We start from the raw sequence: 25,074 nt of genomic DNA on the forward strand, positions 1-25,074 counted from the left end.
CCGCAGCCGGGGGACTGTGCTCGGCGTTCAGGGACGGTGCGGGAGAGGTCTGGCCAGGATGTGGGTTACGGGTCTGTAGTGTTCCTCGCCGTCGGCCGCACCGAGTTGTCTGTGCAGCCCCGCGAGTCCTCTGGCCAGTGCCCTGCGCTCGGTGGAGGGCATGGTGTCGATGGCCCGGTGGAGCATGCTGTCGCGTTGTTCACGGATGCGCTGGAGATGACGCTTGCCTGTGGGGGTCAGCCGCAGGGCGACCTCACGGCCGTTGTCGGGGCAGGGCAGGCGTTCCAGGAAGCCGATGGCCTGCAATCGGTCGCACATGCGGGTCACCGTCGGCGGGGCGGAGGCGAGTTGTTGGCACACCGTGCGCATCCGTATGCCGTCCTCGCGGTCGACGAGGTACATCAGGCGCAGTTGGGACGTGGAGCCGGGGGCGGTGCCGCGGCTGGTGGAATTCCTGGCGTGCTCCCACATCACGTCGAGGAGTTCGGTGATGCTGCTGGCGGACTGGATCGCCTCGTGCCAGATCCTGTTGGGGGCGGCATCCGGTTCAGTCATGATCACCCGTCGGTGGTGTGCTTCTGCCCGGTGGTCGCCCGGCAAGGTCTCAGGTGGTGCCGTCAGGGCCGGTGGGGCGGGCCGCCCCCACATTCTCCTCTGATACCGAGGGCTTTGCGACGCCGTTGGAGAGAGGTGCTGTGAGGTAATCGAGGGTACCGGTGATCACCAGGATCCGGTCGAGCCCGGCAGTGCGGTCGTCCAGGTGAAGCCGCACCCCGGCCGCGGAGGTGCGGCGGAGGATCATCAGCAGGGTGGACAGGCCGGTGGAATCGACTGAACCGAGCCCGCCGCAGTGCAGATGGAGGTCCTTCAGGCCGGGCCGTGCGGAGAGCTGCGTGGTGACCTCCTGGAGGAGGACGCCGGCGTTGTCGAAGTCGAGGTCGCCGTGGAGCTCGATGCGTAGCCTGTCCCGGGTGTCGACCGTGGTCAGGCGCAGGTGTGCGGGGGGCGGTGTGTTCATACGGTGGTCCCGGCGGCGGTGGCGCGGGGGGCGGCGAGGGCCTCGGTCCCGCGCTGGAGGATCCGGACGGCCCGCGGGAAGTCCTTGAGTTCACCGATCAGCAGGTTCAGGGCCGGCGGCAGGCTCTGCACGGGTACGCCGCGTGCGTCGAGGATGTGTGCGGTCCAGGTGATGAACCAGGTGAAGAGTGCCTCGTCGTCCAGGTAGAGGGCGGTGGTCAGGAACTCCACGATGTGCGCGAGGTCCTCCGCCGTGCGCTCGCGCTGGAGGTCGTCGTAGGCGGCCATGGCCGGGAACGCCGCTTCCAACGCGTTGAAGACGGTCCGCACCAGGGAGGCGCTGTTGCGGGCGACGAGGGTGTACTCCTGGTCGCCCAGGTGCGGCAGGTCGTCGAACTGCTGGTGGTCGGGGAGCGGGCGCGACAGCGGACCGTGGGCGAGGCGGTCGGCGGCGCTACGGGCGTCGGGTGCCCAGGCGTCGGCGCCCAGCAGCTTCGCGTACTGGCCGGTGGGTCCGAAGGCGGCGCCTCCGACGAGGACGGGGACGCCGATGGCCTGGCACGCGGTGATCGCGGCGTGCGCGGTGGGCAGCCGGGTGGCGATCGAGCCGGAGAGGGCGACCGCGTCGGCGCTGGTGGTGTGGAGGTGGGCTATGAGGTGCGGGGAGGGGACCTGGGCGCCGAGGTAGTCCACTCTCCAGCCGCGCAGTTTCAGCACTTCGGTCAGAAGGCGGGCCGGCAGGGCGTGCCACTCGCCGTCCACGCAGGCGACCGTGATCCGGCCGCGGGTGACGGCGGTGCGGGCGGCGGGGTGCACGCTCACCGCGCCGACGGCCCGTTCGTTGATGGCGGTCGCCGCGTGCTCCTGGGCGACGGTCATGCGGTTGGCCGCCCATTCCTCCCCGACCTTGCCCTGCACCGTCGCGATCACATCGAGCAGCACGCTCTCCGGGTCGGCGCCCTCGTCAAGTGCGCGCAGGAGCAGCTCGGTGGCAGCGTACTCGTCGGAGGCGGCGACGGCGTCCCACACGTCATCCGCCAGTTGCCGGAGATGTGCGTCGTGCGGAAGGCGGGGTGCGGTGTTCGTACTCATGCGGTGAACCTGCCCCGTGTGTGCCCGTTGACCGCGCTCAAGTGATGAGTGCGCGGGGCGGAGATCACGACGACGGCCATGTCGTCGTGCCGCCGTCCGCCGAGCCATTGCGCGGCCAGCATCTCCACGTGCTCCGCGATTCCTTCGGCAGGCATGCCCGCGCACCCGGCGAGCGCGCGCTTGAGACGCTCTTCACCGAACATGTCATCGCCCATCGGGCCGCCCTTGGCCTCGGTGATGCCGTCGGTGTAAAGGACGCAGGATTCTCCGGGGGCCAGGGACACCGCTGCGGTTCGGGCGAAGACGTCGGGCATGGCTCCGATGAGGGCGCCGGCGGTGTCCGCCTCCTCGACCCCGCCGTTCGCACGGATGATCAGAGGGGCCGGATGGCCGCCGCTGGTCAGCTTGAGGTCGACCTCGTTGCCCCGGCGCGTGGCGGAGGCCAGCACCAAGGTCACGAACTGGGTGTGGTGCGAGCTGAGCAGGGCGGTGTTCAGCAGGCCGAGCATGCGCTCGTGGTCGTCCGCCAGGGGCAGCAGTGCGTGGAGCGTGTTGCGGATCTTGCCCGTCAGGACGGCGGCCTCCAGGCCCTTGCCGCACACATCCCCCAGTGTGACGAGGGAGGCATTGCCCTCGACGGCGGCGGGGTGCACGTCGTAGAAGTCACCGCCGATGCGCTCGTGGTCCTCGGAAGGACGGTACCGCCCGGCGAAGTCGACTCCGGAGATCTGGTGCAGGGCCGGGGGCAGCAGCTCACGCATCAGCACGTCGGTGATCGCGGTCTGCTCCGCGTACAGGCGGGCCGCCGACATCGCGGCCCCGGCGCGTGCGGCGAACAGCCGGGCAAAGACCTCCTCCTCGTCACTGAACGCGGCGCTCTCCGCCTTGCGCAGCAGGACCAGAGCTCCGGCCGGAACACCGTGTCCGGGCAGCGGAGTGATCACGATCGAGCCGACCGGCCCGAATCCCTCGGGCACCATCCAGCGTGGCGCCACCGCCGGATCGATCCACCGCGAGGGCACCGGCGGGAACCCGCGCAACGCCTCACCGAGCCCCGGCACATCATCCGGATCCACCGTCTCCTGCGACAACGTCGGGGCACCACCGCGCAGACAGGTCACCACCGGCAGCCGATGCCCACGGGCAGGTGCGATGGCCAGCGCCGCATCGGCCAGGCTCTCGGCCGCCATCTGCGCGGTCACATCCATGCAACGCCCCAGATTGAGGGAGGAGAGCAGGGCACTGGACGACTTCGCGAGGAACGCGGTCCGCTCCCGCTCCATGTGCAGGGCTTCCCGCACAAGCTGGTGATCGGTGTCATCGATCAGCCACCACGCCACCGAGCCGTCCTCGCGCACAGTCGGGTGCGCCTGGAAACGGCACCCGGCGATCGAACCGGACAGCGGACCGTCCGGGACGGCGCGAGGACCTGGGTGTCCCAACTCGTGATGAGCGGTGGCGAGCCAGGCCGGCACCGCGTCCGTCAGAGGTGTCCCGCGGGCCGCCGCGGGCAGGAGGAACCCGGCGGCCTCGTTACGCCACTCGACAACGCTCTGTGCGTCAGCGACCAGCACCGGACACGGTGCTCGCCCCCAGAGAGGATCCGGGTCCGTAACCGCGACGGTTTGCGCTTGGGTGGAGACCAAATATCGAGGACCCGCTGAGCGAATCCCTCACCTCATCAAGTAGACGGAATGGTTGCCTACAGGCAACCATCTCCTGCGGAACAGCCCCCTGGCAACCAGCCGCATCCCGGACGCGGATGCACACAACCAGCCTTATCCCGCACCGACATGCACACCGGCGCCGGATGTGAGGATGACCACCGGACTGCTGACGACGACCGCACCGGGGTGTTTCGCGGTGCGCGTGCCGGGCTCGGCCGAGTTGGCTCGCCGGCAACGGCAAGTCGGCTTCACTCTTTTCGCGAGCAGGTTGCAGATCATTTGTTCGACTCTGTAAAGATTGCCGTGTGGCAACTGAGAGAGAGCCCTCGTCGCGTGGGCCAGAAGAAGTGACTGCGGTCCTGGAGACCGTCGGCGACGGTGTCGTACTGGTCCGGGTCCGCGGCAGCCTGGACGGCTGGGCGGGCTCCGCCGAGTTGGTCGAAGCGCTGACGGGAGTGGCCGACGGCGGAGGGCGGCGGACCGTGGTGGATCTGTCCGGCGTGGACTTCGCCGACTCAGCGGGTCTGCACGCCCTGTTGCACGGCCAGCGCAAGCACGACCAGGCAGGGGTGGCCCTGGTGGTGGCCGGTCCGCTGAGCACGAAGGTGCGCCGCCTGTTCGAGGTCACCGGAACTCTCGATGTGTTCCGGTTCGCGGACGACGTCGATGCGGCGATCACCGGATGAGAGACGTACGTCCGTCCGAGCCGCGTGTACGCGGGGTCCGGCGGGGCAAGCGATGAAGACGATGCACGGGGAACGACAGGTGACAGAGTGCGGTACGAGTCCGGCCGATGGGCCGGACGAGTCCGTGGACACACCTGTCCCGAAGAATGCGGCCGCGGCGCGCGACGCCGTCATGCAGCTCCTGACGTCACAGTTCTGCGGGCTGGTCAATGAGGGGCTGGCAGCCGACGTGGTCGTGGCCGACGCGCTGCTTGTCACGTCGGAACTGGTGACCAACGCCTTCCTGCACGGCGGCGGACTCACCGGGTTCGCGGCCGAATTCACCGACGAGGGGCTCCGCCTCTCGGTCGAGGACGCCAGCCGGGAACTGCCGGTCGCCGGCGACACCGATGCCGGGAATTCCGGTGTCGGCCGTATCGGGGGCTACGGCTGGGCCTTGGTGCGTCGGCTCGCGAAGCAGGTCTCCGTCTCCGTCCATCCCGGGGGCAAGCGCATCGTCGCCCTGATCTCCCTCACGTGATCAGCCCCCGCCCCGGCCGGTGGGCAGGCGCCCCCTCCATGCCGGCATATCGGTAACTCCGCCCCCGCGCACGCACGGCAGCCAACCGCGAGCACTACCGGCGCTACCGGCACATGCCCCTATGACCCCGTGGTGCCGTCGACGATCTCCCGGATGATGTCGAGGTGGCCGTTGTGCCGGGCGGTCTCCTCGATGAGGTGCAGCAGGATCCAGCGCAGATCGGGGTGGTGGCCGTCGGACCGCGGACGCTTGGCCCGGGTGTCCAGGTCATGGGCGGCGACGAGCTCGCGGTAGCGGGCGGACTGCTCCTCGTACTCCGCCAGTACGACGGCGAGCGGCATGTCCACGGCGATGCGCATCTCGCGGTCGGGGTCCTCGTCGGTCCACGGACCCTCGTCCTCCCCGCCGAGGAAATCGATCTCGAACCAGGCGTACTCGACCCAGCGGAGGTGGTTGACCAGACCCGCGATGGTCATCAGCGGCGAACCCGGCAGCGGGGCCCTGCACGCGTCCTCCTGCGTGAGGCCCTCGCACTTGGCCAGTGCGGTCGCCCGCGCGTATTCGAGGAAAGTGGTCAGCTGGGTGCGCTCGTCCCAGGCGGAAGGTGCATCGGTGCGTGTCATCGCGGTACACCCTGGCGGGTCACCGGCTGCCTGTCCACCGCTTAAGGACCGGCCGGTGTCCGTCGAGTACGGGCCGGGCCGGATCGGGTCGCGGGTGCGGTGGCACCCCCGGACCGACGCGCGACTGCGACTTCGGGTCCACGCATGGGCCCCAGGGCCCACGCACCCGGCAGCGCGGCTGACTAGGCTCAGGACCGACCAACCGCGAGCCGTCCCGAACCGCCGCCGCCAGGTGGCCGGCCGGGCGCGCTCCGGTGCGCAGGGATCTTCACGCTCTACCTGACCTGTAGGGCGGTCGCCCCTCAACCGGCTTGTCCGGACGGGCGGGTGGCCACACTTAAAAATGGGGTGCGCTGTCATGAGTGACGGATTCTTCTACTCGTATCACGTGGGCTGGAGCCGCCCCGATGCGGAATCGCTGCTCGCGGATCTGGAGGCGGCCGGCGTCTGTCCCGCGCACCCGGCCACGCGGCGCATCACGCTCCTCAGCCCGGGGGCCGCACCGCCGGGCACCCAGTCGTGGGTGACCAGGGACCAACTGGTGCTCCTGGCCGGCCTGCAACGGCTCGACCAGGTCGACTTCCTGCTCTGGGTGAGCAGCGGAGCCGAGATCCCGGCCCGGGTCCGGCGGACGGACGACGGGACGGTCGCGCTGCAGTTCGCCCTCGGCGCGCTGAGCCGCGACGAGCGGGAAGCGGTCGTCCGTGCGATACGGGAGGCGATAGGCAGGGCCTCCGTACTGTGCATCGGCTTCGTGGTCGACCGCGAGGGCGCGTCGGCGGCGACGGACTGGAGGGGGTTCATCGTGAAGGGGTCGGTGTACTTCGACTGCTGGCCGGACACCCTGGCCGTGCGGTCCGAGGTCGCCTCCATGCAGCCGCAGCTGTTCGGGGTGGGGTCCTTCGAGCAGTCGCCCTGGGTCGTCTACGGCAGCGAGGTCCCGAGCCGGTGAACGCCGGCCCGGACGGGCGGCCACGGCCGAGGAACCCGCGACGGCGATAATCGGCCGTATGTCCGCAGAACCCTCCCCGCAGGCCACCCACCCCCGGCCGCGCCCGCAGCCCCCGCAGGAGCACCGGCCGCTCCGTGCGCGGGCCGCCGCCGCGCTCGCCGCCGCGGCGCCCGCGCTCGGCGCCTACGCGGCCGTGCGGATCATCGGGCTCGTCGTCTTCCAGGTGGCCGCGTCCGCAGCGGGGAAGGACGCCTTCCACCTGCTCGCCGAACGCTGGGACTCGATCTGGTACCAGCGGGTCGCCGAGCACGGCTACGGCTACACCGTCACGCTCCCCGACGGCGGCATCCACTCCGACCTGGCCTTCTTCCCACTGCTGCCCGCACTGGAGCGCGGCATCGCGGAGGTGACCCCGCTCGGTCTCGCGGGCGCAGGACTGCTGGTGGCGTGGCTGGCCGGCATCCTCGCGGCCTGGGGGATCTTCGCCGTCGGAGCGCGGCTGTACGGACGCCGGGCCGGGGTGGCGCTGGCCGCGCTGTGGGGGGTGTACCCGACGGCGTTCGTGCAGTCGATGGCGTACACCGAGACCCTGTTCACCGCGCTCGCCGCCTGGTCGCTGTACGCCGTGCTGACCCGGCGGTGGATCGTGGCCGGTGCGCTGTGCGGACTGGCCGGGCTGACCCGCCCCTCCGCCGCCGCGCTCATCGCCGCCCTCGCGATCACCGCCGCCGTCACGCTCGTACGCGAGTACCGGGCCGGCGCCACCGACGGCATCGTCCGCCGCAACGGCCGGATGCTGGCCGGGGTGGCCCTCGCACCGCTGGGCTGGCTCGGGTACGTGGTGTTCGTCGCCGTGCGCGAAGGCAGCCCGCTCGCCTACTTCGACGTCCAGGCCCAGTGGGGCAACAGCATCGACGGCGGCGCCGCCCTCGCGGCCTTCATCCTCGGCCTCCCGCTGCCGGGGGCGCTCGGGCTGTGCGCGGCGCTGGCCGGGCTCGGATGGCTGGTGTACCTGTGCGTGCGGCAGCGCCAGCCGCTCCCCGTGCTCGTCTACGGCATCGCCGTCGTCGTCATCTCGCTGATCGGCTCCGGCTACTTCGGCTCCCGGCCCCGGCTGATGATGCCGGCGTTCCCGCTCCTCCTGCCGCCCGCCGTCGCCCTGCTGCGGCTGCGCTCCACGGCCCGAACGGCGACGGTCCTCGCGGTGCTCGCCGCCGCCTCCGCCGGGTACGGGGCGTGGACGCTGCTGGGCTCCGGCCCGCCGTGAGCCGGGCCTGCCGGTCACGCGCCATCGGGTCGCGGCGGGTCAGCCGCCGGGTCCCGCGCACGGCAGGTCCTAAGGCCGTACCCCCGTGGGGCCGTCGCCCTGCGCGATTCCCACCCGCACGCCCGGCCGCAGCCCCCACCTCGCCATCGCGCCGGCCTCGGCCTCGATCACGTGCCGGGCGCGGAGCCGGGGGAGGCCCAGCCGTCCCGGCTTCATCGTGTGGACCGCCACCACGTTCAACTTCCGGTCCAGATAGGCCACATCGATCGTGAACCGCATACGGAAGGAGTGCACGCTCCCGCACGGGGTGATCAGCAGCGCGCCCTCGACGCCGTCCTGCCCGAGCAGCCCACGGCTCCGGTGCCGGTAGGAGGCCGCGATCCGCAGCGGTATCTCCGTCTCCCGTTCCCCCTCCGGGTCCGCGAACGTCAGCGTTCCAGTGCCATTGCGCCATCGGGCCATGTCCATGACGGTAACGCCAACTGCCGTCCCCCGGGCCGTAACAGAGTGCCCTAGGGTCGGTGAGGTGTACGCCACGCTGATAGCGGTCGCCGCCCTCTGGGGCGCCGCGACCGGACTGCTGGTCCCGCGCGCCGCCTACCGGTTCTCCGTCGAACCCGAGGACGCGTGGCGCGACGCCTGCCCGGCCGGCCACGCCCTCACCGGGCCGGGCCGGGGCTGGCTCGGCTCCGCGCGCTGCACCGCCTGCGCGACGGCGGGGGCGACGGCCGCCGTACACACGGAAACCGGCCCCCACACCGATGAGGCCCCGGACATCGGTGATGCCCCGGACGCCCCGCGCGCCGCGCCGTGGCGCCGGGGCGGGCCGCGCTACGCGCCCGCCCTCCTCGCGCCCGTCGTCTCCGCCCTCGGCTGCGCCATCGTCGCCGCGACCACCGGGGCCCGCCCCGAGCTCGCCGTATGGCTGCTGCTCACCCCCGTCGCCGTACTCCTCGCGGCCGTCGACCGCCGCGTCCACCGGCTGCCGGACGAGCTGACGCTGCCGGCCGCCGGGGCGGCCGCCGCCCTCCTGGGGGTCGCCGCGCTGCTGCCGGAGCACGGCGGCTCCTGGCTGTCCGCGCTGCTCGGCGGCGCCGGCCTCGGAGCCTTCTACCTCCTGCTCTTCCTCGTCAACCCGAACGGAATGGGCTTCGGCGACGTGAAGCTCGCGCTCTCGCTGGGCGTGGTCCTCGGCTGGTACGGCTGGGCCGTCGTGTTCGTCGGGGGCTTCGCCGGGTTCCTGTTCGGCGCGGTGTACGGCCTCGCGCTGATGATCCTGCGGCGCGCCGGGCGCAGGACGGGCATCCCGTTCGGGCCGTTCATGATCGCCGGGGCGCTGCTGGGCGTCCTCCTCGGCGGGCTGGCCGCCTGAGCGGCTGCGCACGCGACCGGGGCGGCCGATATCCGGTCGCGTGCGGCGGGGTCCGGCTGAGACCATTTCCGGATGCCCGCAACACCCGAGGACAAGCAAACGGCGGAGGCGGCCGAGCGCGCCCGATTCGACGCTCTCGTCACCGAGGCGGACACCGTCCCGGTATCCGGCTGGGACTTCTCCTGGCTCGACGGCCGGGCCACCGAGCAGCGGCCCTCCTGGGGCTACGCCCACGCCATGGGGGAGCGGCTGGGCCGGGCGAGCGCCGCGCTGGACATCCAGACCGGCGGCGGTGAGGTCCTCGCCGCCGCGCCGAAGCTGCCGCCGCTGACCGTCGCCACCGAGTCCTGGCCGCCGAACATCGCCCGCGCCACCGCCCTGCTGCACCCGCTCGGCGCCGCCGTGGTGGCGGACGCGGACGAGCCGCCGCTGCCGTTCGGCGACGCGGCGTTCGACCTGGTCGTCAGCCGGCATCCGGTGACCACCTGGTGGGACGAGATCGCCCGGGTCCTGGCGCCCGGCGGCACGTACTTCTCCCAACAGGTCGGCCCCGCCAGCGTCTTCGAGCTCGTCGAGTACTTCCTCGGCCCGCAGCCGCCGGAGGTACGGGGCAGCCGCGACCCGGAGCAGGCACGCGCCGCCGCGGAGGCCGCCGGTCTCGAAGTCGTCGACCTGCGGTTCGAGCGGCTGCGCACCGAGTTCCTCGACATCGGCGGGGTCGTCTACTTCCTGCGCAAGGTGATCTGGATGGTGCCGGGCTTCACCGTCGAGACGTACCGGCCGCAACTCGCCGCGCTGCACCGGCGGATCGAGGACGAGGGACCGTTCGTCGCCCACACGACCCGCTTTCTGATCGAGGCCCGCAAACCCGGGCGGCCGGTCTCACCCGCGTAGCCCCTTCCCGCGCCCGAGGGATGGCACTCTGGTCGCTGAGCGCACGGGGAAGGAGCCAGGCGATGAGGGTCGGCAGCGACGAGGAAGCCACGAGCGGCCCGCGGCAGGGGAACGCCGAATGGCTCAGAGGCGCCCGGATCGTCGGCGTCCTCGGTGTGTTCTACCGCCCAGAGGGCCGGATGGGGGAGCCGGAGGCCGTTGAATTCCTGCTGTCCGACAGCCAGTCGGTGCTGCTGACCTGCGCCTCCGACGGCACCCTGCACGTCGGTTCCGGCACCTGGCCGCACCTTCCCGACTGGTGCGTACCGGCCGCCCAGTGGGAGTTCGCCACGATGGCGAACCTGCCGCAGCCGCCCGACGGCGGCTGGACGGTGCTGAGGACCGAGGAGCGCCGGGACGACCGGGGCGAGGTCCACGAGGCCGTCATCCGCTGCGAGGGCGGCCGTTTCGTGGTCATCGGCGGGGACACCGTGGGCATCAGGTTCACCCGGGGCCACCGGGGCGCGGCGTCCACGACCTGACAGCGACCGGCGCCCGGAATGTGCACGTCCTGTGTACGTCTCGTGGGCGCCTCGGGCGTCAAGGCGACGCCGCCGGGCGTCCGCGCAGGTCCAGGGGGGCCGGAGGCCCGTATTCCGTGCTCACAACGGAGCCCCGCACATCCGGAGAGTAATTATTCGGCGTCGATGCACGCAGCATCACTTACGAAGGGTTATGGTGGAAACCCCCCCTCGGGCCGGTCCGTAACCCCCCCCACGGACCGGCCCGTTTTTTTGTGCCCCGGTTTCGTGACCCGGGTTTGTGCCCCGGCGCGAACGGGGCCCGGCCGTCAGCCCCGTCCGGCCCAGATGTTCGTACCGGCGGTGTCCACGGCGAAGGTGTCGATCTCCTTCAGCTCAGCCGCGGTCAGAGCCGGACCGGCCAGCGCCGCGACGTTCTCCTCCAGCTGCCGCACGCTCGACGCGCCGATCAGAGCCGACGTCATGCGGCTGTCGCGCAGCACCCAGTTGAGGGCCAGCTGGGCCAGCGACTGGCCGCGGCCCCGCGCGATGTCGTTCAGCCCGTTGAGCCGGCGCACCACCTCGTCCGAGAGCAGATCCGGGTTGAGGGACTTGCCCTGGGTGGCGCGCGAACCCTCCGGGATGCCCTTCAGGTACTTGTTGGTCAGCAGCCCCTGGGCGAGCGGCACGAAGGAGATGCAGCCCATACCGGCCGCCTCCAGCGTGTCCAGCAGCCCGTCCTCCTCCGTCCAGCGGTTGATCATCGAGTAGGACGGCTGGTGGATCAGGGCCGGGACGCCCATCTCCCTGAGCAGCCGGGCCGCCTCCGCGGTCTGCTCGGAGTTGTACGAGGACACCCCGACGTACAGCGCCTTGCCCTGTCGCACGGCGGAGGCCAGGGCCCCCATCGTCTCCTCCAGCGGGGTGTCCGGGTCGAAGCGGTGCGAGTAGAAGATGTCGACGTAGTCGAGGCCCATCCGCTTCAGCGAGGCGTCGAGCGAGGACAGCAGGTACTTGCGCGAGCCCCACTCGCCGTAGGGGCCGGGGTGCATGTCGTACCCGGCCTTGGTGGAGATCACCAGCTCGTCGCGGTAAGGGGCGAAGTCCTGCCGGAAGAGCTTCCCGAAATTGAGCTCGGCGGAGCCGGGCGGCGGGCCGTAGTTGTTGGCCAGGTCGAAGTGGGTCACCCCGAGGTCGAACGCGCGGCGCAGGATGGCCCGCTGCGAGTCCAGCGCGCGGTCGTCGCCGAAGTTGTGCCAGAGGCCGAGCGAGACGGCCGGGAGCTTGAGGCCGCTGCGGCCGGTGCGCCGGTACTCCATGGAGTCGTAGCGCGTGCCGGCGGCCCGGTAATAGGAAGAGGATTCAGTCACGTTTCCCTCTTTATCACGGACTTGTGACAGGCCGGGTTGGGCCGGTGCGGCGCCTGCGCAGTAATGTGGCGGCTTCGGGACTGCCACGGCACGGCGGGGCGATCGGCCCCCTACCGGTGCGACGATCCCCAGGGGGACAGCCCCGGGCGAGGCGGCGGGCGGGCCCGCACGGAACCGAGAGGTGGACTCAGTGAACTTGCGCGACCTGGTGTACGGGCTCTACGCCCGCCGGGTGGAGGCCCGCCTCGATCACGCCCAGGTGCCCAAGCACATCGGGGTCATCCTCGACGGGAACCGGCGCTGGGCGAAGGCCTCCGGCGGCACGGCCGCCGAGGGCCACCAGGCGGGTGCGGACAAGATCAAGGAGCTCCTCGGCTGGTGCAGCGAGACCGACGTCGAGGTCGTCACGCTCTGGATGCTCTCCACGGACAACTTCGACCGGCCCGAGTCCGAGCTCATCCCGCTCCTCGGCATCATCGAGAACACCGTGCGCGACCTCGTCGCGGACGGCCGCTGGCGCGTCCACCACGTCGGCACCCTCGACCTGCTGCCCGCACACACCCAGACGGTCCTCAAGGAGGCCGAACAGGCCACGATCGGGGTCGACGGAATACTGGTCAACGTCGCCGTCGGCTACGGAGGCCGGCAGGAGATCGCGGACGCGGTGCGCTCGCTGCTCCTCGACCACTCCGCCAAGGGCACGTCCTTCGAGGACCTGGCGGAGATCGTCTCCACCGACCTGATCTCCGAGCACCTCTACACCCGGGGCCAACCCGACCCGGACCTGGTGATCCGGACCAGCGGGGAACAGCGCCTGTCGGGCTTCATGCTCTGGCAGAGCGCCCATTCGGAGTACTACTTCTGCGAGGTCTTCTGGCCGGCCTTCCGCCGGGTCGACTTCCTGCGCGCCCTGCGTGACTACGCGGCCCGCCACCGCCGCTACGGGGGCTGACGCCGCATTTCCGCCCAGCTCGCCGCCCCCGCCGTACCGGTGACGTCGGCGAGGACGGACGGGCTTGAGCGGCTCGGGCTGCATGGCTTCGGGTGTTCGAGGGCATACCCCTGACAGGTCGACGTCCGGTCAGGAACCAGGCGGATGTCGTCACCAAGTGAGCGGCATGGAGTCCGCTCGCCCGGGAGGCCCTTTGCACACGAAGGACCGTACATACAGTGCGGCTGACGTCGAGGGCCGGCGCTCGGCCCGCGCAAGGTGGCCGAAGCCCGGTCCGTCCTCTCCCTTTGGGATGCTCCGCGACGCCGTCGCACCCCAACCTCGTCCGAGGGGGTACGTCCTTCCGTGGTGACCAGCACAAAGCGCCGCATGCCCGACAGGCGCACCTATGTTCTCGACACCAGCGTCCTGCTGGCCGATCCGAACGCCATGTCCCGCTTCGACGAGCACGAAGTCGTGCTCCCGGTCGTCGTGGTCACGGAACTGGAGGCCAAACGGCACCACCCGGAGCTCGGGTACTTCGCCCGGCAGGCCCTGCGCCTGCTGGACGACTTCCGGGTCCGGTACGGCCGGCTGGATGCCCCGATCCCCCTCGGGGATCTGGGCGGGACGCTGCGCGTCGAACTCAACCATTCCGATCCCGGCGTACTGCCCGCCGGCTACCGGTTGGGGGACAACGACTCACGGATTCTCGCGGTAGCGCGCAATCTGCAGGCCGAGGGGTACGACGTCACGGTCGTCTCCAAGGACCTGCCGCTCCGGATCAAGGCCTCTTCGGTCGGCCTCCTCGCCGAGGAGTACCGCGCCGAACTCGCCATCACCGACGCCGGCTGGACGGGGATGGGCGAGCTGTCCCTCTCCGCAGAGCAGGTGGACCTCCTCTTCTCCGAGGAGACGCTGTACGTCCCGGAGGCCGCCGATCTGCCGGTCCACACCGGCCTGGTCCTCCAGTCCGAGCGCGGCAAGGCGCTCGGCCGGGTGACACCGGAGGGCAACGTCCGGCTCGTCCGGGGCGACCGGGAGGCCTTCGGCATCCACGGCCGCAGCGCCGAACAGCGCATCGCGCTGGATCTGCTGCTGGACCAGGACGTCGGCATCGTCTCGCTCGGCGGCCGGGCCGGCACCGGCAAGTCCGCACTGGCGCTCTGCGCCGGTCTGGAGGCCGTGCTGGAGCGGGGACAGCACAAGAAGGTGATGGTCTTCCGCCCGCTGTACGCGGTCGGCGGGCAGGACCTCGGCTATCTGCCCGGTTCCGAGGCCGAGAAGATGGGTCCCTGGGCACAGGCCGTCTTCGACACGCTCTCGGCGGTCGCCGGGCGCGAGGTCATCGAGGAGGTCCTGGGACGCGGGATGCTGGAGGTGCTGCCGCTCACCCACATCCGCGGCCGGTCCCTCCACGACGCCTTCGTGATCGTCGACGAGGCCCAGTCCCTCGAACGGAACGTCCTGCTGACCGTGTTGTCCAGGATCGGGGCGAACTCGCGGGTGGTGCTCACGCATGACGTGGCCCAGCGGGACAACCTCCGGGTCGGCCGGTACGACGGAGTGGTCGCCGTGGTCGAGAAGCTGAAGGGCCATCCGCTCTTCGCGCACACCACGCTCACCCGGTCCGAGCGATCGCCGATCGCCGCGCTGGTGACCGAAATGCTGGAGGAAGGCCAGATCTGACACGGGATACGACAGTTGGTGCCGCCCGGCGAGCGAACGAGCTTAGCCGGGCGGCACTGTGTTGCGGTGTCATTTCCGTAATTCACTTGCTCCAAACGAGGTGTGAGCTTTCACACGCAACAGAGAATTGCTTCGTGGCGTCCCGTTCCGGCAGAGTCTTGCTTCCGTCAGGCCCCGCATACGGCACACCCGCACCACCAGAGGTGCAACGCACCACACAACTCAACAACCGCCGTCCGTATGCCGCCCGCGAGTACCACGCGGCGCTCCCTCCGGGGAGTCGCCCACCGGGCCCGTGCCTCCCGTGACCCAAGCAGTAGGGAGGCCAGTGTCAGGGGCACGATTGCGCCCGCGAGGTCACCTAAGCGGGCGATGCTGGAAGGACACCGTGTGAGCCGGATCTCGGTCCGGGGGTTCGCCGTGGCATCTGCCACAGCGGTAACCACCGTAGGCGCCGTAGTGGGCGTTGCAGCGGGCAGTACCCCCGCTGTCGACGACAACAACTTCGAGGCCACCGCAGCCGACACCACGCTGCTCGCAGACATCCCCGCGGGCCAGCAGGCCCAGGTGCAGACCGCTTCCCTGACGCAGCAGGCCGACGCCCAGGCGTCCGCGGCCGACGCGACGGCGAAGAAGTCCGCGGAGGAATCGGCCCGTATCCAGGCCGCCAAGGACGCCAAGAGCAAGAAGCAGGCGGCCGAGGACAAGCTGGAGAAGGAGCGCCAGGAGAAGGAGCGCCAGGAGAAGGAGGACCGCGCCAGCCGGTCCGAGGTCCGCAGCGCCAGCACGTTCGCTGTCCAGGGCTCCTACTCCGTGGCCGAGATCCAGGCGATGGCGCGGCAGATCGTGCCCGGCGACCAGTTCCAGTGCTTCAGCAACATCGTGAACCACGAGTCGACCTGGAACTACCGGGCGACCAACCCGTCCTCCGGCGCCTACGGGCTCGTCCAGGCGTACCCCGGTTCGAAGATGGCGTCCGCCGGTGCCGACTGGCAGACCAACCCGGCCACGCAGATCAAGTGGGGCCTCAGCTACATGAACGGCCGCTACGGCAGCCCGTGCGGTGCCTGGTCCTTCTGGCTGGAGCACCAGTCGTACTAGGCAGTTGTCCGGCCTGGAGCCCTCGTCGGTTCCGTCGCAACCTCTCGAAGCCCCTCCCCGTCCTACGGTGAGGGGCTTCGCGCATGTACGGTCATGCGGGACCGTTCCCGGGGGGAGCGGTGGGGAGAGCGGACGGGGGTAGAGGAACCGTTATGTCAAAACTGCCGGGATGGCTCGGACAGCTGGGGGCTGAACTCACCAAGATCGGTGAGCGCCTGGAGGAACGCCGCGTCGAGGCCGACGACGAGGACGACAAGGCCGCGCACCACGCCTCGTCGGCTACCACCGGTGCGGAACCCGGGAGCGGGGCCGACAAGGGCGCCGCGGAGCATGTGCCCCCGCCGCCCGCGTACGCCCCCGACGTCGCCGCGCGCCCCGATCCGGTCGCGGCGATCCCCTGGGGGATGCGGGTGGCGGCCGAGGCGGGCTGGCGGCTGCTGGTCCTCGCGGGCACCCTGTGGGTGCTCATGCGGGTCATCAGCGCGGTGCAGCTGGTGGTGCTGGCGTTCGCCGCCGCGCTGCTCGTCACCGCGATGCTCCAGCCGACGGTGGAGCGGCTGAGGCGGGCCGGGCTGCCGCGCGGGCTGGCCACGGCGGGCACCGCGGTCCTGGGCTTCGTGATCATGGGCCTGGTCGGCTGGTTCGTGGTGTGGCAGGTGATGGACAACCTGGACTCGCTGTCCGACCAGGTCCAGGCCGGTATCGCGGACCTGAAGAACTGGCTGCTGGACAGCCCGTTCCACGTCACCGACAAGCAGATCAACGACGTCGCGAAGAACCTCAGCGACACCGTCGGCACGAACACCGAGGCGATCACCTCGGCCGGACTCCAGGGCGTCACCGTGATGGTGGAGTTCCTCACCGGGATGCTGCTGGCGATGTTCTCCACGCTCTTCCTGCTGTACGACGGCAAGCGCATCTGGCTCTGGGTGCTGAAGCTCGTGCCCGCGCAGGCGCGGCCGGGTGTCGCCGGAGCGGGCCCGCGCGCCTGGCGCACGCTGACCGCCTATGTGCGGGGCACGGTCATCGTCGCGCTGATCGACGCGATCTTCATCGGCCTCGGGATCTACTTCCTCAATGTGCCGCTGGCCGTACCGCTGGCCGTCTTCATCTTCCTGTTCGCCTTCATCCCGCTCGTCGGGGCGGTGGTCTCCGGGGCGCTGGCGGTGGTCGTCGCGCTCGTCACCCAAGGCGTGTTCACGGCACTGCTGGTGCTGGCCGTGGTCCTCGCGGTCCAGCAGATCGAGGGCCACATCCTGCAGCCGTTCATCCTGGGCCGCGCGGTGCGCGTGCACCCGCTGGCGGTGGTGCTCTCGGTCGCCGCGGGCGGCATGATCGCGGGCATCGGGGGCGCCGTCGTCGCGGTGCCTCTGGTCGCGGTGACCAACACGGTGGTCGGCTATCTGCGGGCGTACGGGCAGGAGGAGGCCCGCCGCCACTCGCCGCCGCCGCACGGTGCGACCGCCCTGGACACCGCGCCGACCCCGGCCCCCGGATCGCCGCCGGCGGAGACCGACGACGGCAGCGAGGAGGAGCCGGTGGCGGACCGGCCGAAGGAAGTCTGAGCCGGCACATAAGAAGGGCCCCGGGGACGGTCGGTCGTCCTCGGGGCCCTTCTCGTTCATGGGTACCGCGGGTGTTACTCGGCGAGGACGGCCTCGGCTTCGAGGGTCACGCCGACCGCCTGGATCACCGAGGCGATCTTGACGGCTTCCTGAATGGTCTCACGGTCCACGCCGGCCTTGCGCAGCACCTGCTCGTGGGAGTCCAGGCACTGGCCGCAGCCGTTGATCGCGGAGACGGCGAGCGACCACAGCTCGAAGTCGACCTTCTCCACGCCCGGGTTGCCGATCACGTTCATCCGCAGGCCCGCACGGAGGTTCCCGTACTCGGGGTCCGACAGCAGGTGCCGGGTCCGGTAGAAGACGTTGTTCATCGCCATGATGGCGGCGGCCGACTTCGCGGCGGTGTACGCCTCCGCGGAGAGGTTGGCCTTCGCCTCCGGCTCCAGCTCACGCAGCACCTTCGGCGAGCGCGAGGCGATCGCGCAGGCGAGGACGGTGCCCCAGAGCTGCTGCTGCGGCAGTTCGCTGTTCCCGATGACCGAACCGAGGTTCAGCTTCAGGTCCTTGGCGAAGTCCGGAACGGCGGCCTTCAGTTCGTCGAGTGCCATATCGGTGTCAGCTCACTCGCCCGAGAGGAGCGCGACCGGGTCCAGGGTGTTCTCGCCCTTGGTCCAGTTGCAGGGGCACAGCTCGTCGGTCTGCAGGGCGTCGAGGACCCGCAGGACCTCCTTGGGGTTACGGCCCACGGAACCGGCGGTCACCATCGTGAACTGGATCTCGTTGTTCTGGTCGACGATGAAGACGGCGCGCTGCGCGAAGCCGTCCTCGCCCTCGATGCCGAGGTCACGCATGAGCTCGTGCTTGGAGTCGGCCAGCATCGGGAAGGGCAGGTCGGTGAGGTCCGGGTGGTCCTTGCGCCAGGCGTGGTGCACGAACTCGGAGTCACCGGAGAAGCCGAGGATCTGGGCGTCGCGGTCGGCGAACTCCTCGTTCAGCTTGCCGAACGCGGCGATCTCCGTGGGGCAGACGAACGTGAAGTCCTTCGGCCACGCGAAGATCACTTTCCAACCCTCATACGTCTTGTGGGTGATGGTCTCGAACTCCTTGCCCTTCTCAAGGGAAACGCAAGCAGTCAGTTCGAACTGGGGAAACTGGTCACCGACAGTGAGCATGGTTCGGGGTACTCCTGTGTAGCTCGGGGCTGGACCTGAGCACAGTCGCACATGTCCCATTGATCACGGAAATCGGTCGTGTCGAAAGGATTGATAGGGGCAGGGGATCAGTGCTAGGGCCAGGTGTTGTCCTCCAGCTCGGTGATGGCGGACTGTCGCATGGCCGGCTCGCGAGTGTTCACTGCTCGTCTTCGGCCCAGACGACCTCGATCAGCGACGGGTCGAACTTCTTCCCACGACCCGCGGGGTGGACCATCACGGCCCGGACCGACTCGCGGAGCCAGGTCTTCTTCTGCGAGATCGTGCACTCCTTCCACCCTTCCAGGAGGGAGGAGGAAGCATTTTGCCTGCGGACTCTGACAGCGAACAGTTTGCGACGCTGCCGGTTCAGCTCATCGCGCTCGGCCTCAAGCTCCTCGATCATGTCGAGTGCCGTCCCCATGCTGATGCGCTTCGCCCTGCGGCGCTCGTTGACCTCTTCGATCTCCTGGCCGATCTCAGCGAGCCGGACATCGTGCTCGGTCTCGTCGACGTCCTCGTCCTTGGCAGCCATGCCAAGACTTCGGCGGACCTCCAGGAGGAAGGCCTTCTCGACCAGGTCGTCCATGAGAGGGCCGACTCGGGTGACACCGCCGCACCCGCCGAGGGTGGTGAGGCAGGCATACCGATAGCCGTAGCGCTCGTAGGAAGTGGTCCCCTTCGCGTACTGGTTGGACATCAACGGGAAGCTGCACTTTCCGCACCGGGCGATCCCGGACAGGAGGTACTTGGCCGAGGTGGTGTGTACCGCCCGGACTTCCTTCCTGGCCTGCTTCCGCTCCTCGATGGTGGCGACGCAGGCTTGCCACTCCTCGGGAGAGACGACGGCCTCCCAGTCACCCATTACCGGCTTGCCGGCCTCGTAGACAACGAAGTCCGGCATCCACGGCCTCTTGGCGCCACTGCGCTCCGCCTGGGGCAGATACGTCCTGTAGCCGCAGACGCGCGGGCTTACGAGACGGGACTCGACAGTGCTGTGCTGGAGGCTCTGTGTCCCGCTCTTCTTCTTGTTGCGCGTGGGCGTGTACCCCAGCTCGATCCACTGCTTGCGGATTTCGCCGACCGTGAGGCCGCTGGGAATCGCGATGATTGCCTGGCGAAGCACTTCGGCTTCCGTGTCATGGAGGGTCTGGCGATCTTCGGCCCATCCGAAAGGCCGCGGGGCCCCGTGCATGTGGCCGCGCTCGGCCAAGCCCTTGTTCTTTCGGGCGACTCGGCGCTTGGTGCTGTACACCTCCATGCCGCCCATCGTTGCCTGGATGGTGAGCATCGACCGGCCCTCTTGAGCGGATAGATCTGTGCCACCCACGACAGCCCGACCCAGGTACTGGGGATTCAGCTGGAAGAGCCGGTTCAAGCGGGCCGCATCGTATTCCTGCCGGACCAGTCGGTCGGAGTGGTAGAAGAGGATGCCTCGGATCGTTCCGTTCTCAAGGTCTACCAGCATCGATTCAAAGCCATTGCGAACGATGCGGGGGTCGCTGGCCGGAGTGTTGTTGTCGTTGTAGCGACGCGTGATGGTGACCCCCAGCATGGGTGCCAGTTCATCCATGTCTCTGAACTGCTGAGCGACCTGTTCGCCGGTCTCACGCCAGTCGGCAGCATTCGCCCTGAGTGCCTTGTCCTCGGATGCGCGTGCGTATGCGCCCACCGGAAACATGTCAGACCCCTCCCCAGAAGTTGACTTGGGAGGGACGCTAGCACTGGCCAGCTACTATGAGGCCTTATATCAGGATGTCATACCTGATAGGTGGTATTTGGTGATCATCGGCCACGCCGAGACGATCCTTCGCTGACGCGTGCAGGGCGTTGTGGGCCGCTCGTGCTCCGGTCCGCCCTCCAGTCGCCCGCCGGGGGAATGGGGCGGATTTGGTGGGATCTCCGAGAGTGGCCAAGCCCACCTTGGCACAGAGTTCATTGATCGGCCCAGATGGCTACACTCGATCGGGATGATCGGAGGTGCCTATCAATGGCGCAGGTGAACCAGGGCAACCGGCCCAAACAGCCCAGCCTCTCGCAGCTGCGCGCCTTCACGGCCGTGGCGGAGCAGCTGCACTTCCGGGACGCGGCGGCAGCAATCGGGATGAGTCAGCCCGCGCTCTCCGGGGCCGTGTCCGCGCTGGAGGAGGCACTGGGTGTCCAGCTCATCGAGCGTACGACGCGCAAGGTGCTGCTCTCGCCCGCCGGGGAGCGGCTCGCGGTGCGGGCCCGCGCCGTGCTGGAGGCCGTCGGTGAGCTGATGGAGGAGGCGGAGGCGGTGCGGGCGCCGTTCACCGGGGTGCTCAGGCTCGGCGTGATCCCGACCGTCGCCCCGTACCTGCTGCCGACCGTGCTGCGGCTGGTCCACGACCACTACCCGGACCTCGACCTCCAGGTGCACGAGGAGCAGACCTCCTCGCTGCTGGAGGGGCTCGCCGCGGGGCGGCTCGACCTGTTGCTGCTCGCGGTGCCGCTCGGCGTGCCCGGGGTGAGCGAACTCCCGCTCTTCGAGGAGGACTTCGTCCTGGTCATGGAGCGCAGCCACTGGCTCGGCGGGCGGGCCGACATCCCGCGCGAGGCGCTCAGGGAGCTGCCGCTGCTGCTGCTCGACGAGGGGCACTGCCTGCGCGACCAGGCGCTCGACATCTGCCGGGAGGCGGGCCGTACCGAGGGCGCGCCGGTCACCACGACCGCCGCCGGGCTCTCCACCCTGGTGCAGCTCGTGGCCGGCGGGCTCGGGGTGACGCTGCTGCCGCGCACCGCGGTGACGGTCGAGACCGCTCGCAACGAGGCGCTCACCACCGGGTACTTCGCGGACCCGGCGCCCGCCCGGCGGGTGGCGCTCGGGATGCGGACGGGGGCGGCCAGGCACGAGGAGTTCGAGGAGTTCGCGGCGGCGCTGCGCGGGGCGATGGCGGCGCTGCCGGTACGCGTGGCGACGGCCGGCCGGACCTGAGTCAGGGGTCCGGCCGGCCGTCGGGTCGGGCCGCTACTCGCTCCGCAGCCCCTCCGGGCGCATCATGCGCCACAGCGCCGGCAGGGAGAGCAGGGTGACCAGGAGGATGAGGGCCGCGCCCGCGCCCGCCAGCGGCAGGAACAGCACCCAGTCGGTCACCTCCTTGCCGACCATCCAGCACAGGGTGGCGCCGAGGGCGAGGCCGCCCGCCACCGCCACCGCGAGCCCGATGACCACCGGGATCGCGGTCTGCCACAGCACCGACCAGCCCAGTGTGGTCCGCCGGGTGCCGAAGGCGACCAGGACCGACAGCAGCCGCTTGCGCTCCCGCAACTGCTCCAGCTGGGAGACCAGCATGGACGCGGCGATCAGCAGCAGGGTGGCGGTCGCGCCGACCTGGAGGCCGGTCTGGATGCTCGCGTACTGCCGGTCGCGCTCGACCGAGTTGATGGTGGCCAGACGCATGCCCGGGTCGAGCCGCGCCGCTGTGTTGCGTACGTACTCGGCGGCGTCCGGGACGTCTTCGTCGATGCGGATCTGCGAGACGGTCGAGGCTCCCGGCAGGGTCCGTGCGTCGACCGCCCCGGGAGTGACCAGGATGCCCGAGTGTTCCTCGCCCATCGGGTCGGTCCGGGCCGCGACGGTCCGGGAGCCGGCCGGCAGCGTCCAGCGCAGCTTCTTGCTACTGCTGTAGGAGTCGAACTCGATCACCTTGCCCTTGCGGGCGGTCTTGTCGACCCAGCCCGCCTGTCCCTTGTCCTTGGGGTGGGAGACGAAGGTGTCGCCGTCCCGGCAGGACGTGATCCGGGCGAGCTCGCGGAGAGTCGCGCAGTCCCCGACGGTGAACGAGGTGGTGGGCTGGATGTCGTCGGGCTTGTACTTCCCCGGCTTGGTCGCGTACGCCTCGACCGTGCCGATGACCTGGACGACACCCTTGGTGGCGCGGAACTCCTTGATGCTGCGCAGGGCGGCGTCGCCCCTGACGATCTGGGACTGGCTGTAGAACTGGGCGCGGGACGGGTCCTGTCCGGTGATCCTGTTGAAGTCGTCGTTCATCGCGGCGAACAGCATCTGCAGGGCCACCGCACCGGCCACGGCGACGGTGACGCCGCTGACCGCGCGGGAGGCCGCCCCGCTGCTCAGCTGGAGCCGCCGGGTGGCCAGCTGCCAGGGAATCGGGCCGCCGCGCAGCCGCCTGACGCAGGCCTCGACCAGCCAGGGCAGCAGCAGGGCAAGGCCGACCAGGACCAGCACCGCGCCTCCGGCGACCGGATACGGGTTGACGGGGCTGTACTCGTCGATCTTGCCGCCGAATCCGAAGACCGCGAGTCCGGCGACCGGCAGGAGCAGCCGCCACCAGAGGCGGCGCTTGCCGCCTCGGCTGTTGCGTACGACGCCGAGCGGCTCGATGACCACGGAGCGCATGGCTCCCAGGGTGACGAGCACCGCGGTGAGCGGCACCGCGAGGGCGATCACCACACACAGCCGGGCGTCGGGGGCCAGGTCGGAGGGGAAGGCGCTGGCGTCCCAGACCTCGATGTGGCCGACGAACCGGCGCCCCACCAGGAACACGGCCAGCCCGATGAGAAGGCCGAGTACCGAGCCGAACAGCGCCTCACCGGCCGCGATCCGGCGGGTCATCCGGATGTCCGTACCGACCAGGCGCAGGGCGGCGAGGCGGCGGTCGCGGCGGTCGCCGCCGAAGCGCACGGCGGTGGCGATGAAGATGGCCACGGGAGCCAGCAGCACCACGCAGATCATGATGACCAGCACGATGAGCATCGGGGGCAGCGGATCGGACGGTCCCGGGTCGCCGTATCCGGCGACCCGGTGGCCGCCCGACGCCCTGGTCAGGGTGTCACTGCCGGCGTAGAACCACAGTTCGTTGGGCGAGCGCAGCCCCGCCTCCGCGATCGTGCCGGTCACCTTGTACGGCAGCCGTTCCCTGAGCAGCGCGCTGCCCGGGGAGCCGAGGAGCTCTTCGAGGGCGGGGGAGACCACCATCTCGCCGGGGGCGGGGAGGGCGGCGATGCCCGGCGGGACGACCGGGTGGTCGCCGTCGGGGCGCATCAGGAAGCCCGTGATGGAGCGGTCGCGGAACTCGGTGCTCGCCTCGATCCGCAGGACGGTGCTGTCCGACTTCTTCGCCGAGGCGTCGGGGGACTCGGAGATCTTGGTCTCCGAGCGGGCCTGGTCCCGGGCGGACCGTTCGTCGAGCATGTGCGGCACGGAGGACGCGGTGAGCAGCAGGGCCACGCCGATTCCCACGCCGACGGCGGTGAGCAGGGTGCGGACCCAGCCCTCGCGGCCGCCGGCGGCGGCGAACCTGATGCCGAGCGCGAGATCGCGCAGCCAGGGAGCGGTACGGGAGGGGGGTTCGGGAGGGGGCACCGGACCGGCCGGGGTCCTCTTCTCGTCGAGCAGCGTCATACGGCGTGCTCCATGTCGCGGGCCCGGCCGTCGCGCACGGTGACGTCGCGGTCGGAGTAGGCGGCGACGCGGGCCTCGTGGGTCACCAGGACCACGGCGACACCGGCGGACCTGGCGGCCTCGGTGAGCAGCTGCATGACGCGTTCACCGTTGAGGGAGTCCAGGGCGCCGGTCGGCTCGTCCGCGAAGATCACCTTCGGGGAGGCGGCCAGCGCGCGGGCCACGGCGACGCGTTGGCCCTGGCCGCCGGACACCTCGCCGGGGCGCTTGGCGCCGAGGTCGTCGACCTCCAGGCGCTCCATCCACTCCAGGGCGGTGCGCTCCGCGGTCCTGCGCCGGGTGCCGTTCAGCCGGAGGGGGAGGGCGACGTTCTCCACGCAGGTCAGCTCGGGGACGAGCTGGCCGAACTGGAACACGAAGCCGAAGTCGCTGCGGCGCAGGGCGCTGCGTTGTGCGTCGGACATCGCGGACAGCTCGCGGCCGGCGTAGGTGATGGTGCCGGAGTCGGGGGTGATGATTCCGGCGAGGCAGTGCAGCAGGGTGGACTTGCCGGAGCCGGAGGGGCCCATCACGGCGACGACCTCGCCGGGGTGGACGGAGAAGGAGGCGCCGTCGAGCGCCGGGGTCGAGCCGTAGGTCTTGTGCAGGTCGTGCGCGGTGAGCAGGGAGCCGGCGGGGGTCACGGGGCCACCACCTCTGCGAGCTTGTCGAGCCGTGCGGCGGTCAGTTCCAGCCAGCGCAGGTCGGCTTCGAGGTGGAACAGGGCGTGGTCGCAGATCAGCTGGTCGGCGAGGTCGCCGCGGCGCTTGCGGTCGGTGAGGATGCGCATCAGGCGCAGGTGCTCGGAGCGCTGGGCGTCCAGCACGTCGGCGGCGCTGCGGCCGGTGAGCATGGCCAGCACGACCTTGGTGTACAGGGTCGACTGGAGGTAGGGCTCAGGCTTCTCCGGCTGCGCCAGCCAGGCGGCGACATCGGTGATGCCGGCGTCGGTGATGGCGTAGCGCTTGCGCTCGGGGCCGCCGCCTGCCTCCATGCCGTCGACCTCCACGAGGCCGTTCTTGAGGAGGCGGGACATGGTCGAGTAGACCTGTCCGTAGTGCAGCGGGCGGTCGTGTCCGAACTTCTCGTCGAACGTCCGCTTGAGGTCGTAACCGTGGCGGGGGCCGGACTCGAGGAGCCCGAGCAGGGTGTGGCCGATAGACATGCAGAGCACTGTACACGGTGTGTATACCTGGCGTGTATACCGGCTGTT

At 70.3% G+C, this 25,074-nt stretch carries 25 protein-coding genes; 12 read left to right on the forward strand and 13 right to left on the reverse strand.

Features of this window, described 5'->3' with window-relative positions:
• Window positions 1-27 precede the first annotated feature (27 nt).
• Genes OG892_RS26075 through OG892_RS26090 form a run of 4 tightly spaced genes read right to left on the reverse strand, consistent with a single transcriptional unit; the run spans window position 28 to window position 3,683 of the window.
• Window positions 28-555 (reverse strand): MarR family winged helix-turn-helix transcriptional regulator, encoded by a 528-nt coding sequence (locus OG892_RS26075; protein ID WP_073736816.1) that lies wholly within the window; start codon window positions 553-555, stop codon window positions 28-30.
• A gap of 49 nt (window positions 556-604) precedes the next feature.
• The gene (locus tag OG892_RS26080) at window positions 605-1,018 is read right to left on the reverse strand and encodes an STAS domain-containing protein (RefSeq protein WP_371630431.1); all 414 of its coding nucleotides are present in this window, start codon (window positions 1,016-1,018) and stop codon (window positions 605-607) included.
• Window positions 1,015-2,109 (reverse strand): B12-binding domain-containing protein, encoded by a 1,095-nt coding sequence (locus OG892_RS26085; RefSeq protein ID WP_073736720.1) that lies wholly within the window; start codon window positions 2,107-2,109, stop codon window positions 1,015-1,017. Before OG892_RS26085 ends, OG892_RS26080 begins: the two co-directional genes overlap by 4 nt.
• The gene (locus OG892_RS26090; RefSeq protein WP_073736719.1) at window positions 2,106-3,683 is read right to left on the reverse strand and encodes a PP2C family protein-serine/threonine phosphatase; all 1,578 of its coding nucleotides are present in this window, start codon (window positions 3,681-3,683) and stop codon (window positions 2,106-2,108) included. The genes OG892_RS26085 and OG892_RS26090 overlap by 4 nt, the downstream gene beginning before the upstream one ends.
• A gap of 440 nt (window positions 3,684-4,123) precedes the next feature.
• Here OG892_RS26090 and OG892_RS26095 point away from each other — a divergent pair, with 440 nt between their 5' ends.
• Both OG892_RS26095 and OG892_RS26100 read left to right on the forward strand, forming a co-directional pair.
• Window positions 4,124-4,462 (forward strand): STAS domain-containing protein, encoded by a 339-nt coding sequence (locus OG892_RS26095; RefSeq protein WP_073736718.1) that lies wholly within the window; start codon window positions 4,124-4,126, stop codon window positions 4,460-4,462.
• A 124-nt stretch (window positions 4,463-4,586) separates the two neighbouring features.
• Window positions 4,587-4,982: an ATP-binding protein gene (locus OG892_RS26100; RefSeq protein ID WP_073736815.1), complete on the forward strand. Its 396-nt coding sequence runs from the start codon at window positions 4,587-4,589 to the stop codon at window positions 4,980-4,982.
• A 119-nt stretch (window positions 4,983-5,101) separates the two neighbouring features.
• Here the strand turns inward: OG892_RS26100 and OG892_RS26105 are convergent, their stop codons facing one another.
• On the reverse strand, window positions 5,102-5,605 hold the full coding sequence (locus OG892_RS26105; protein WP_371630432.1) for a DinB family protein: 504 nt from the start codon (window positions 5,603-5,605) through the stop codon (window positions 5,102-5,104).
• Window positions 5,606-5,963: 358 nt separating this feature from the next.
• On the opposite strand from OG892_RS26105, the gene OG892_RS26110 reads away from it, so the two are divergent.
• Together OG892_RS26110 and OG892_RS26115 are read left to right on the forward strand one after the other, a co-directional pair.
• Window positions 5,964-6,557 carry a hypothetical protein gene (locus OG892_RS26110; protein WP_327338792.1) on the forward strand — a complete coding sequence of 198 codons (594 nt, stop codon included), beginning with the start codon at window positions 5,964-5,966 and terminating at the stop codon, window positions 6,555-6,557.
• A gap of 58 nt (window positions 6,558-6,615) precedes the next feature.
• Window positions 6,616-7,824 (forward strand): glycosyltransferase family 39 protein, encoded by a 1,209-nt coding sequence (locus tag OG892_RS26115; RefSeq protein ID WP_371630433.1) that lies wholly within the window; start codon window positions 6,616-6,618, stop codon window positions 7,822-7,824.
• A 69-nt stretch (window positions 7,825-7,893) separates the two neighbouring features.
• On the opposite strand, the gene OG892_RS26120 is transcribed toward OG892_RS26115, so the two are convergent.
• A complete protein-coding gene (locus tag OG892_RS26120; RefSeq protein WP_073736714.1) occupies window positions 7,894-8,286 on the reverse strand; it encodes a DUF192 domain-containing protein in 393 nt (130 codons plus the stop codon).
• A gap of 64 nt (window positions 8,287-8,350) precedes the next feature.
• Between OG892_RS26120 and OG892_RS26125 the strand changes: the two genes are divergently transcribed.
• From OG892_RS26125 to OG892_RS26135, 3 genes are all read left to right on the forward strand, one after another.
• Window positions 8,351-9,196: a prepilin peptidase gene (locus OG892_RS26125; RefSeq protein ID WP_371630434.1), complete on the forward strand. Its 846-nt coding sequence runs from the start codon at window positions 8,351-8,353 to the stop codon at window positions 9,194-9,196.
• Window positions 9,197-9,268: 72 nt separating this feature from the next.
• Window positions 9,269-10,090, forward strand: coding sequence for a class I SAM-dependent methyltransferase (locus OG892_RS26130; RefSeq protein WP_328865580.1), 822 nt, complete (start codon window positions 9,269-9,271; stop codon window positions 10,088-10,090).
• Window positions 10,091-10,152: 62 nt separating this feature from the next.
• Complete coding sequence (locus OG892_RS26135; protein WP_073736711.1) at window positions 10,153-10,611, forward strand: hypothetical protein; 459 nt, start codon at window positions 10,153-10,155, stop codon at window positions 10,609-10,611.
• 308 nt (window positions 10,612-10,919) lie between these two features.
• Here OG892_RS26135 and mgrA read toward each other — a convergent pair whose 3' ends face one another.
• Complete coding sequence (gene mgrA, locus OG892_RS26140; RefSeq protein WP_328865579.1) at window positions 10,920-11,960, reverse strand: L-glyceraldehyde 3-phosphate reductase; 1,041 nt, start codon at window positions 11,958-11,960, stop codon at window positions 10,920-10,922.
• A gap of 190 nt (window positions 11,961-12,150) precedes the next feature.
• Here mgrA and OG892_RS26145 point away from each other — a divergent pair, with 190 nt between their 5' ends.
• From OG892_RS26145 to OG892_RS26160, 4 genes are all read left to right on the forward strand, one after another.
• A complete protein-coding gene (locus OG892_RS26145; protein ID WP_024492153.1) occupies window positions 12,151-12,912 on the forward strand; it encodes an isoprenyl transferase in 762 nt (253 codons plus the stop codon).
• Between the two features lie 345 nt (window positions 12,913-13,257).
• Window positions 13,258-14,580: a PhoH family protein gene (locus tag OG892_RS26150; RefSeq protein WP_073736709.1), complete on the forward strand. Its 1,323-nt coding sequence runs from the start codon at window positions 13,258-13,260 to the stop codon at window positions 14,578-14,580.
• A 390-nt stretch (window positions 14,581-14,970) separates the two neighbouring features.
• A complete protein-coding gene (locus tag OG892_RS26155) occupies window positions 14,971-15,681 on the forward strand; it encodes a transglycosylase SLT domain-containing protein (RefSeq protein ID WP_073736708.1) in 711 nt (236 codons plus the stop codon).
• 152 nt (window positions 15,682-15,833) lie between these two features.
• A complete protein-coding gene (locus OG892_RS26160; RefSeq protein WP_371630435.1) occupies window positions 15,834-17,246 on the forward strand; it encodes an AI-2E family transporter in 1,413 nt (470 codons plus the stop codon).
• Between the two features lie 74 nt (window positions 17,247-17,320).
• Here the strand turns inward: OG892_RS26160 and OG892_RS26165 are convergent, their stop codons facing one another.
• The 3 genes from OG892_RS26165 to OG892_RS26175 form a co-directional block, all read right to left on the reverse strand.
• Window positions 17,321-17,854, reverse strand: a complete 534-nt coding sequence (locus OG892_RS26165; protein ID WP_371630436.1) for an alkyl hydroperoxide reductase — start codon at window positions 17,852-17,854, stop codon at window positions 17,321-17,323.
• A gap of 12 nt (window positions 17,855-17,866) precedes the next feature.
• A complete protein-coding gene (locus OG892_RS26170; protein ID WP_328865578.1) occupies window positions 17,867-18,418 on the reverse strand; it encodes a peroxiredoxin in 552 nt (183 codons plus the stop codon).
• A 178-nt stretch (window positions 18,419-18,596) separates the two neighbouring features.
• The gene (locus OG892_RS26175) at window positions 18,597-20,108 is read right to left on the reverse strand and encodes a recombinase family protein (protein WP_371630437.1); all 1,512 of its coding nucleotides are present in this window, start codon (window positions 20,106-20,108) and stop codon (window positions 18,597-18,599) included.
• A gap of 318 nt (window positions 20,109-20,426) precedes the next feature.
• Here OG892_RS26175 and OG892_RS26180 point away from each other — a divergent pair, with 318 nt between their 5' ends.
• Window positions 20,427-21,392: a hydrogen peroxide-inducible genes activator gene (locus OG892_RS26180; protein ID WP_371630438.1), complete on the forward strand. Its 966-nt coding sequence runs from the start codon at window positions 20,427-20,429 to the stop codon at window positions 21,390-21,392.
• Window positions 21,393-21,425: 33 nt separating this feature from the next.
• Here the strand turns inward: OG892_RS26180 and OG892_RS26185 are convergent, their stop codons facing one another.
• The 3 genes from OG892_RS26185 to OG892_RS26195 are packed head-to-tail and all read right to left on the reverse strand — an operon-like array spanning window position 21,426 to window position 25,026.
• Entirely contained in the window at window positions 21,426-23,822 is a 2,397-nt protein-coding gene (locus OG892_RS26185; RefSeq protein WP_371630439.1) for an ABC transporter permease, read from the reverse strand.
• A complete protein-coding gene (locus OG892_RS26190) occupies window positions 23,819-24,505 on the reverse strand; it encodes an ABC transporter ATP-binding protein (RefSeq protein WP_328865575.1) in 687 nt (228 codons plus the stop codon). The genes OG892_RS26185 and OG892_RS26190 overlap by 4 nt, the downstream gene beginning before the upstream one ends.
• Window positions 24,502-25,026, reverse strand: a complete 525-nt coding sequence (locus tag OG892_RS26195) for a PadR family transcriptional regulator (protein WP_073736701.1) — start codon at window positions 25,024-25,026, stop codon at window positions 24,502-24,504. The genes OG892_RS26190 and OG892_RS26195 overlap by 4 nt, the downstream gene beginning before the upstream one ends.
• Window positions 25,027-25,074 lie beyond the last annotated feature (48 nt).

The sequence above is a fragment of the Streptomyces sp. NBC_00341 genome, assembly GCF_041435055.1.
Classification (GTDB): Bacteria; Actinomycetota; Actinomycetes; order Streptomycetales; family Streptomycetaceae; genus Streptomyces.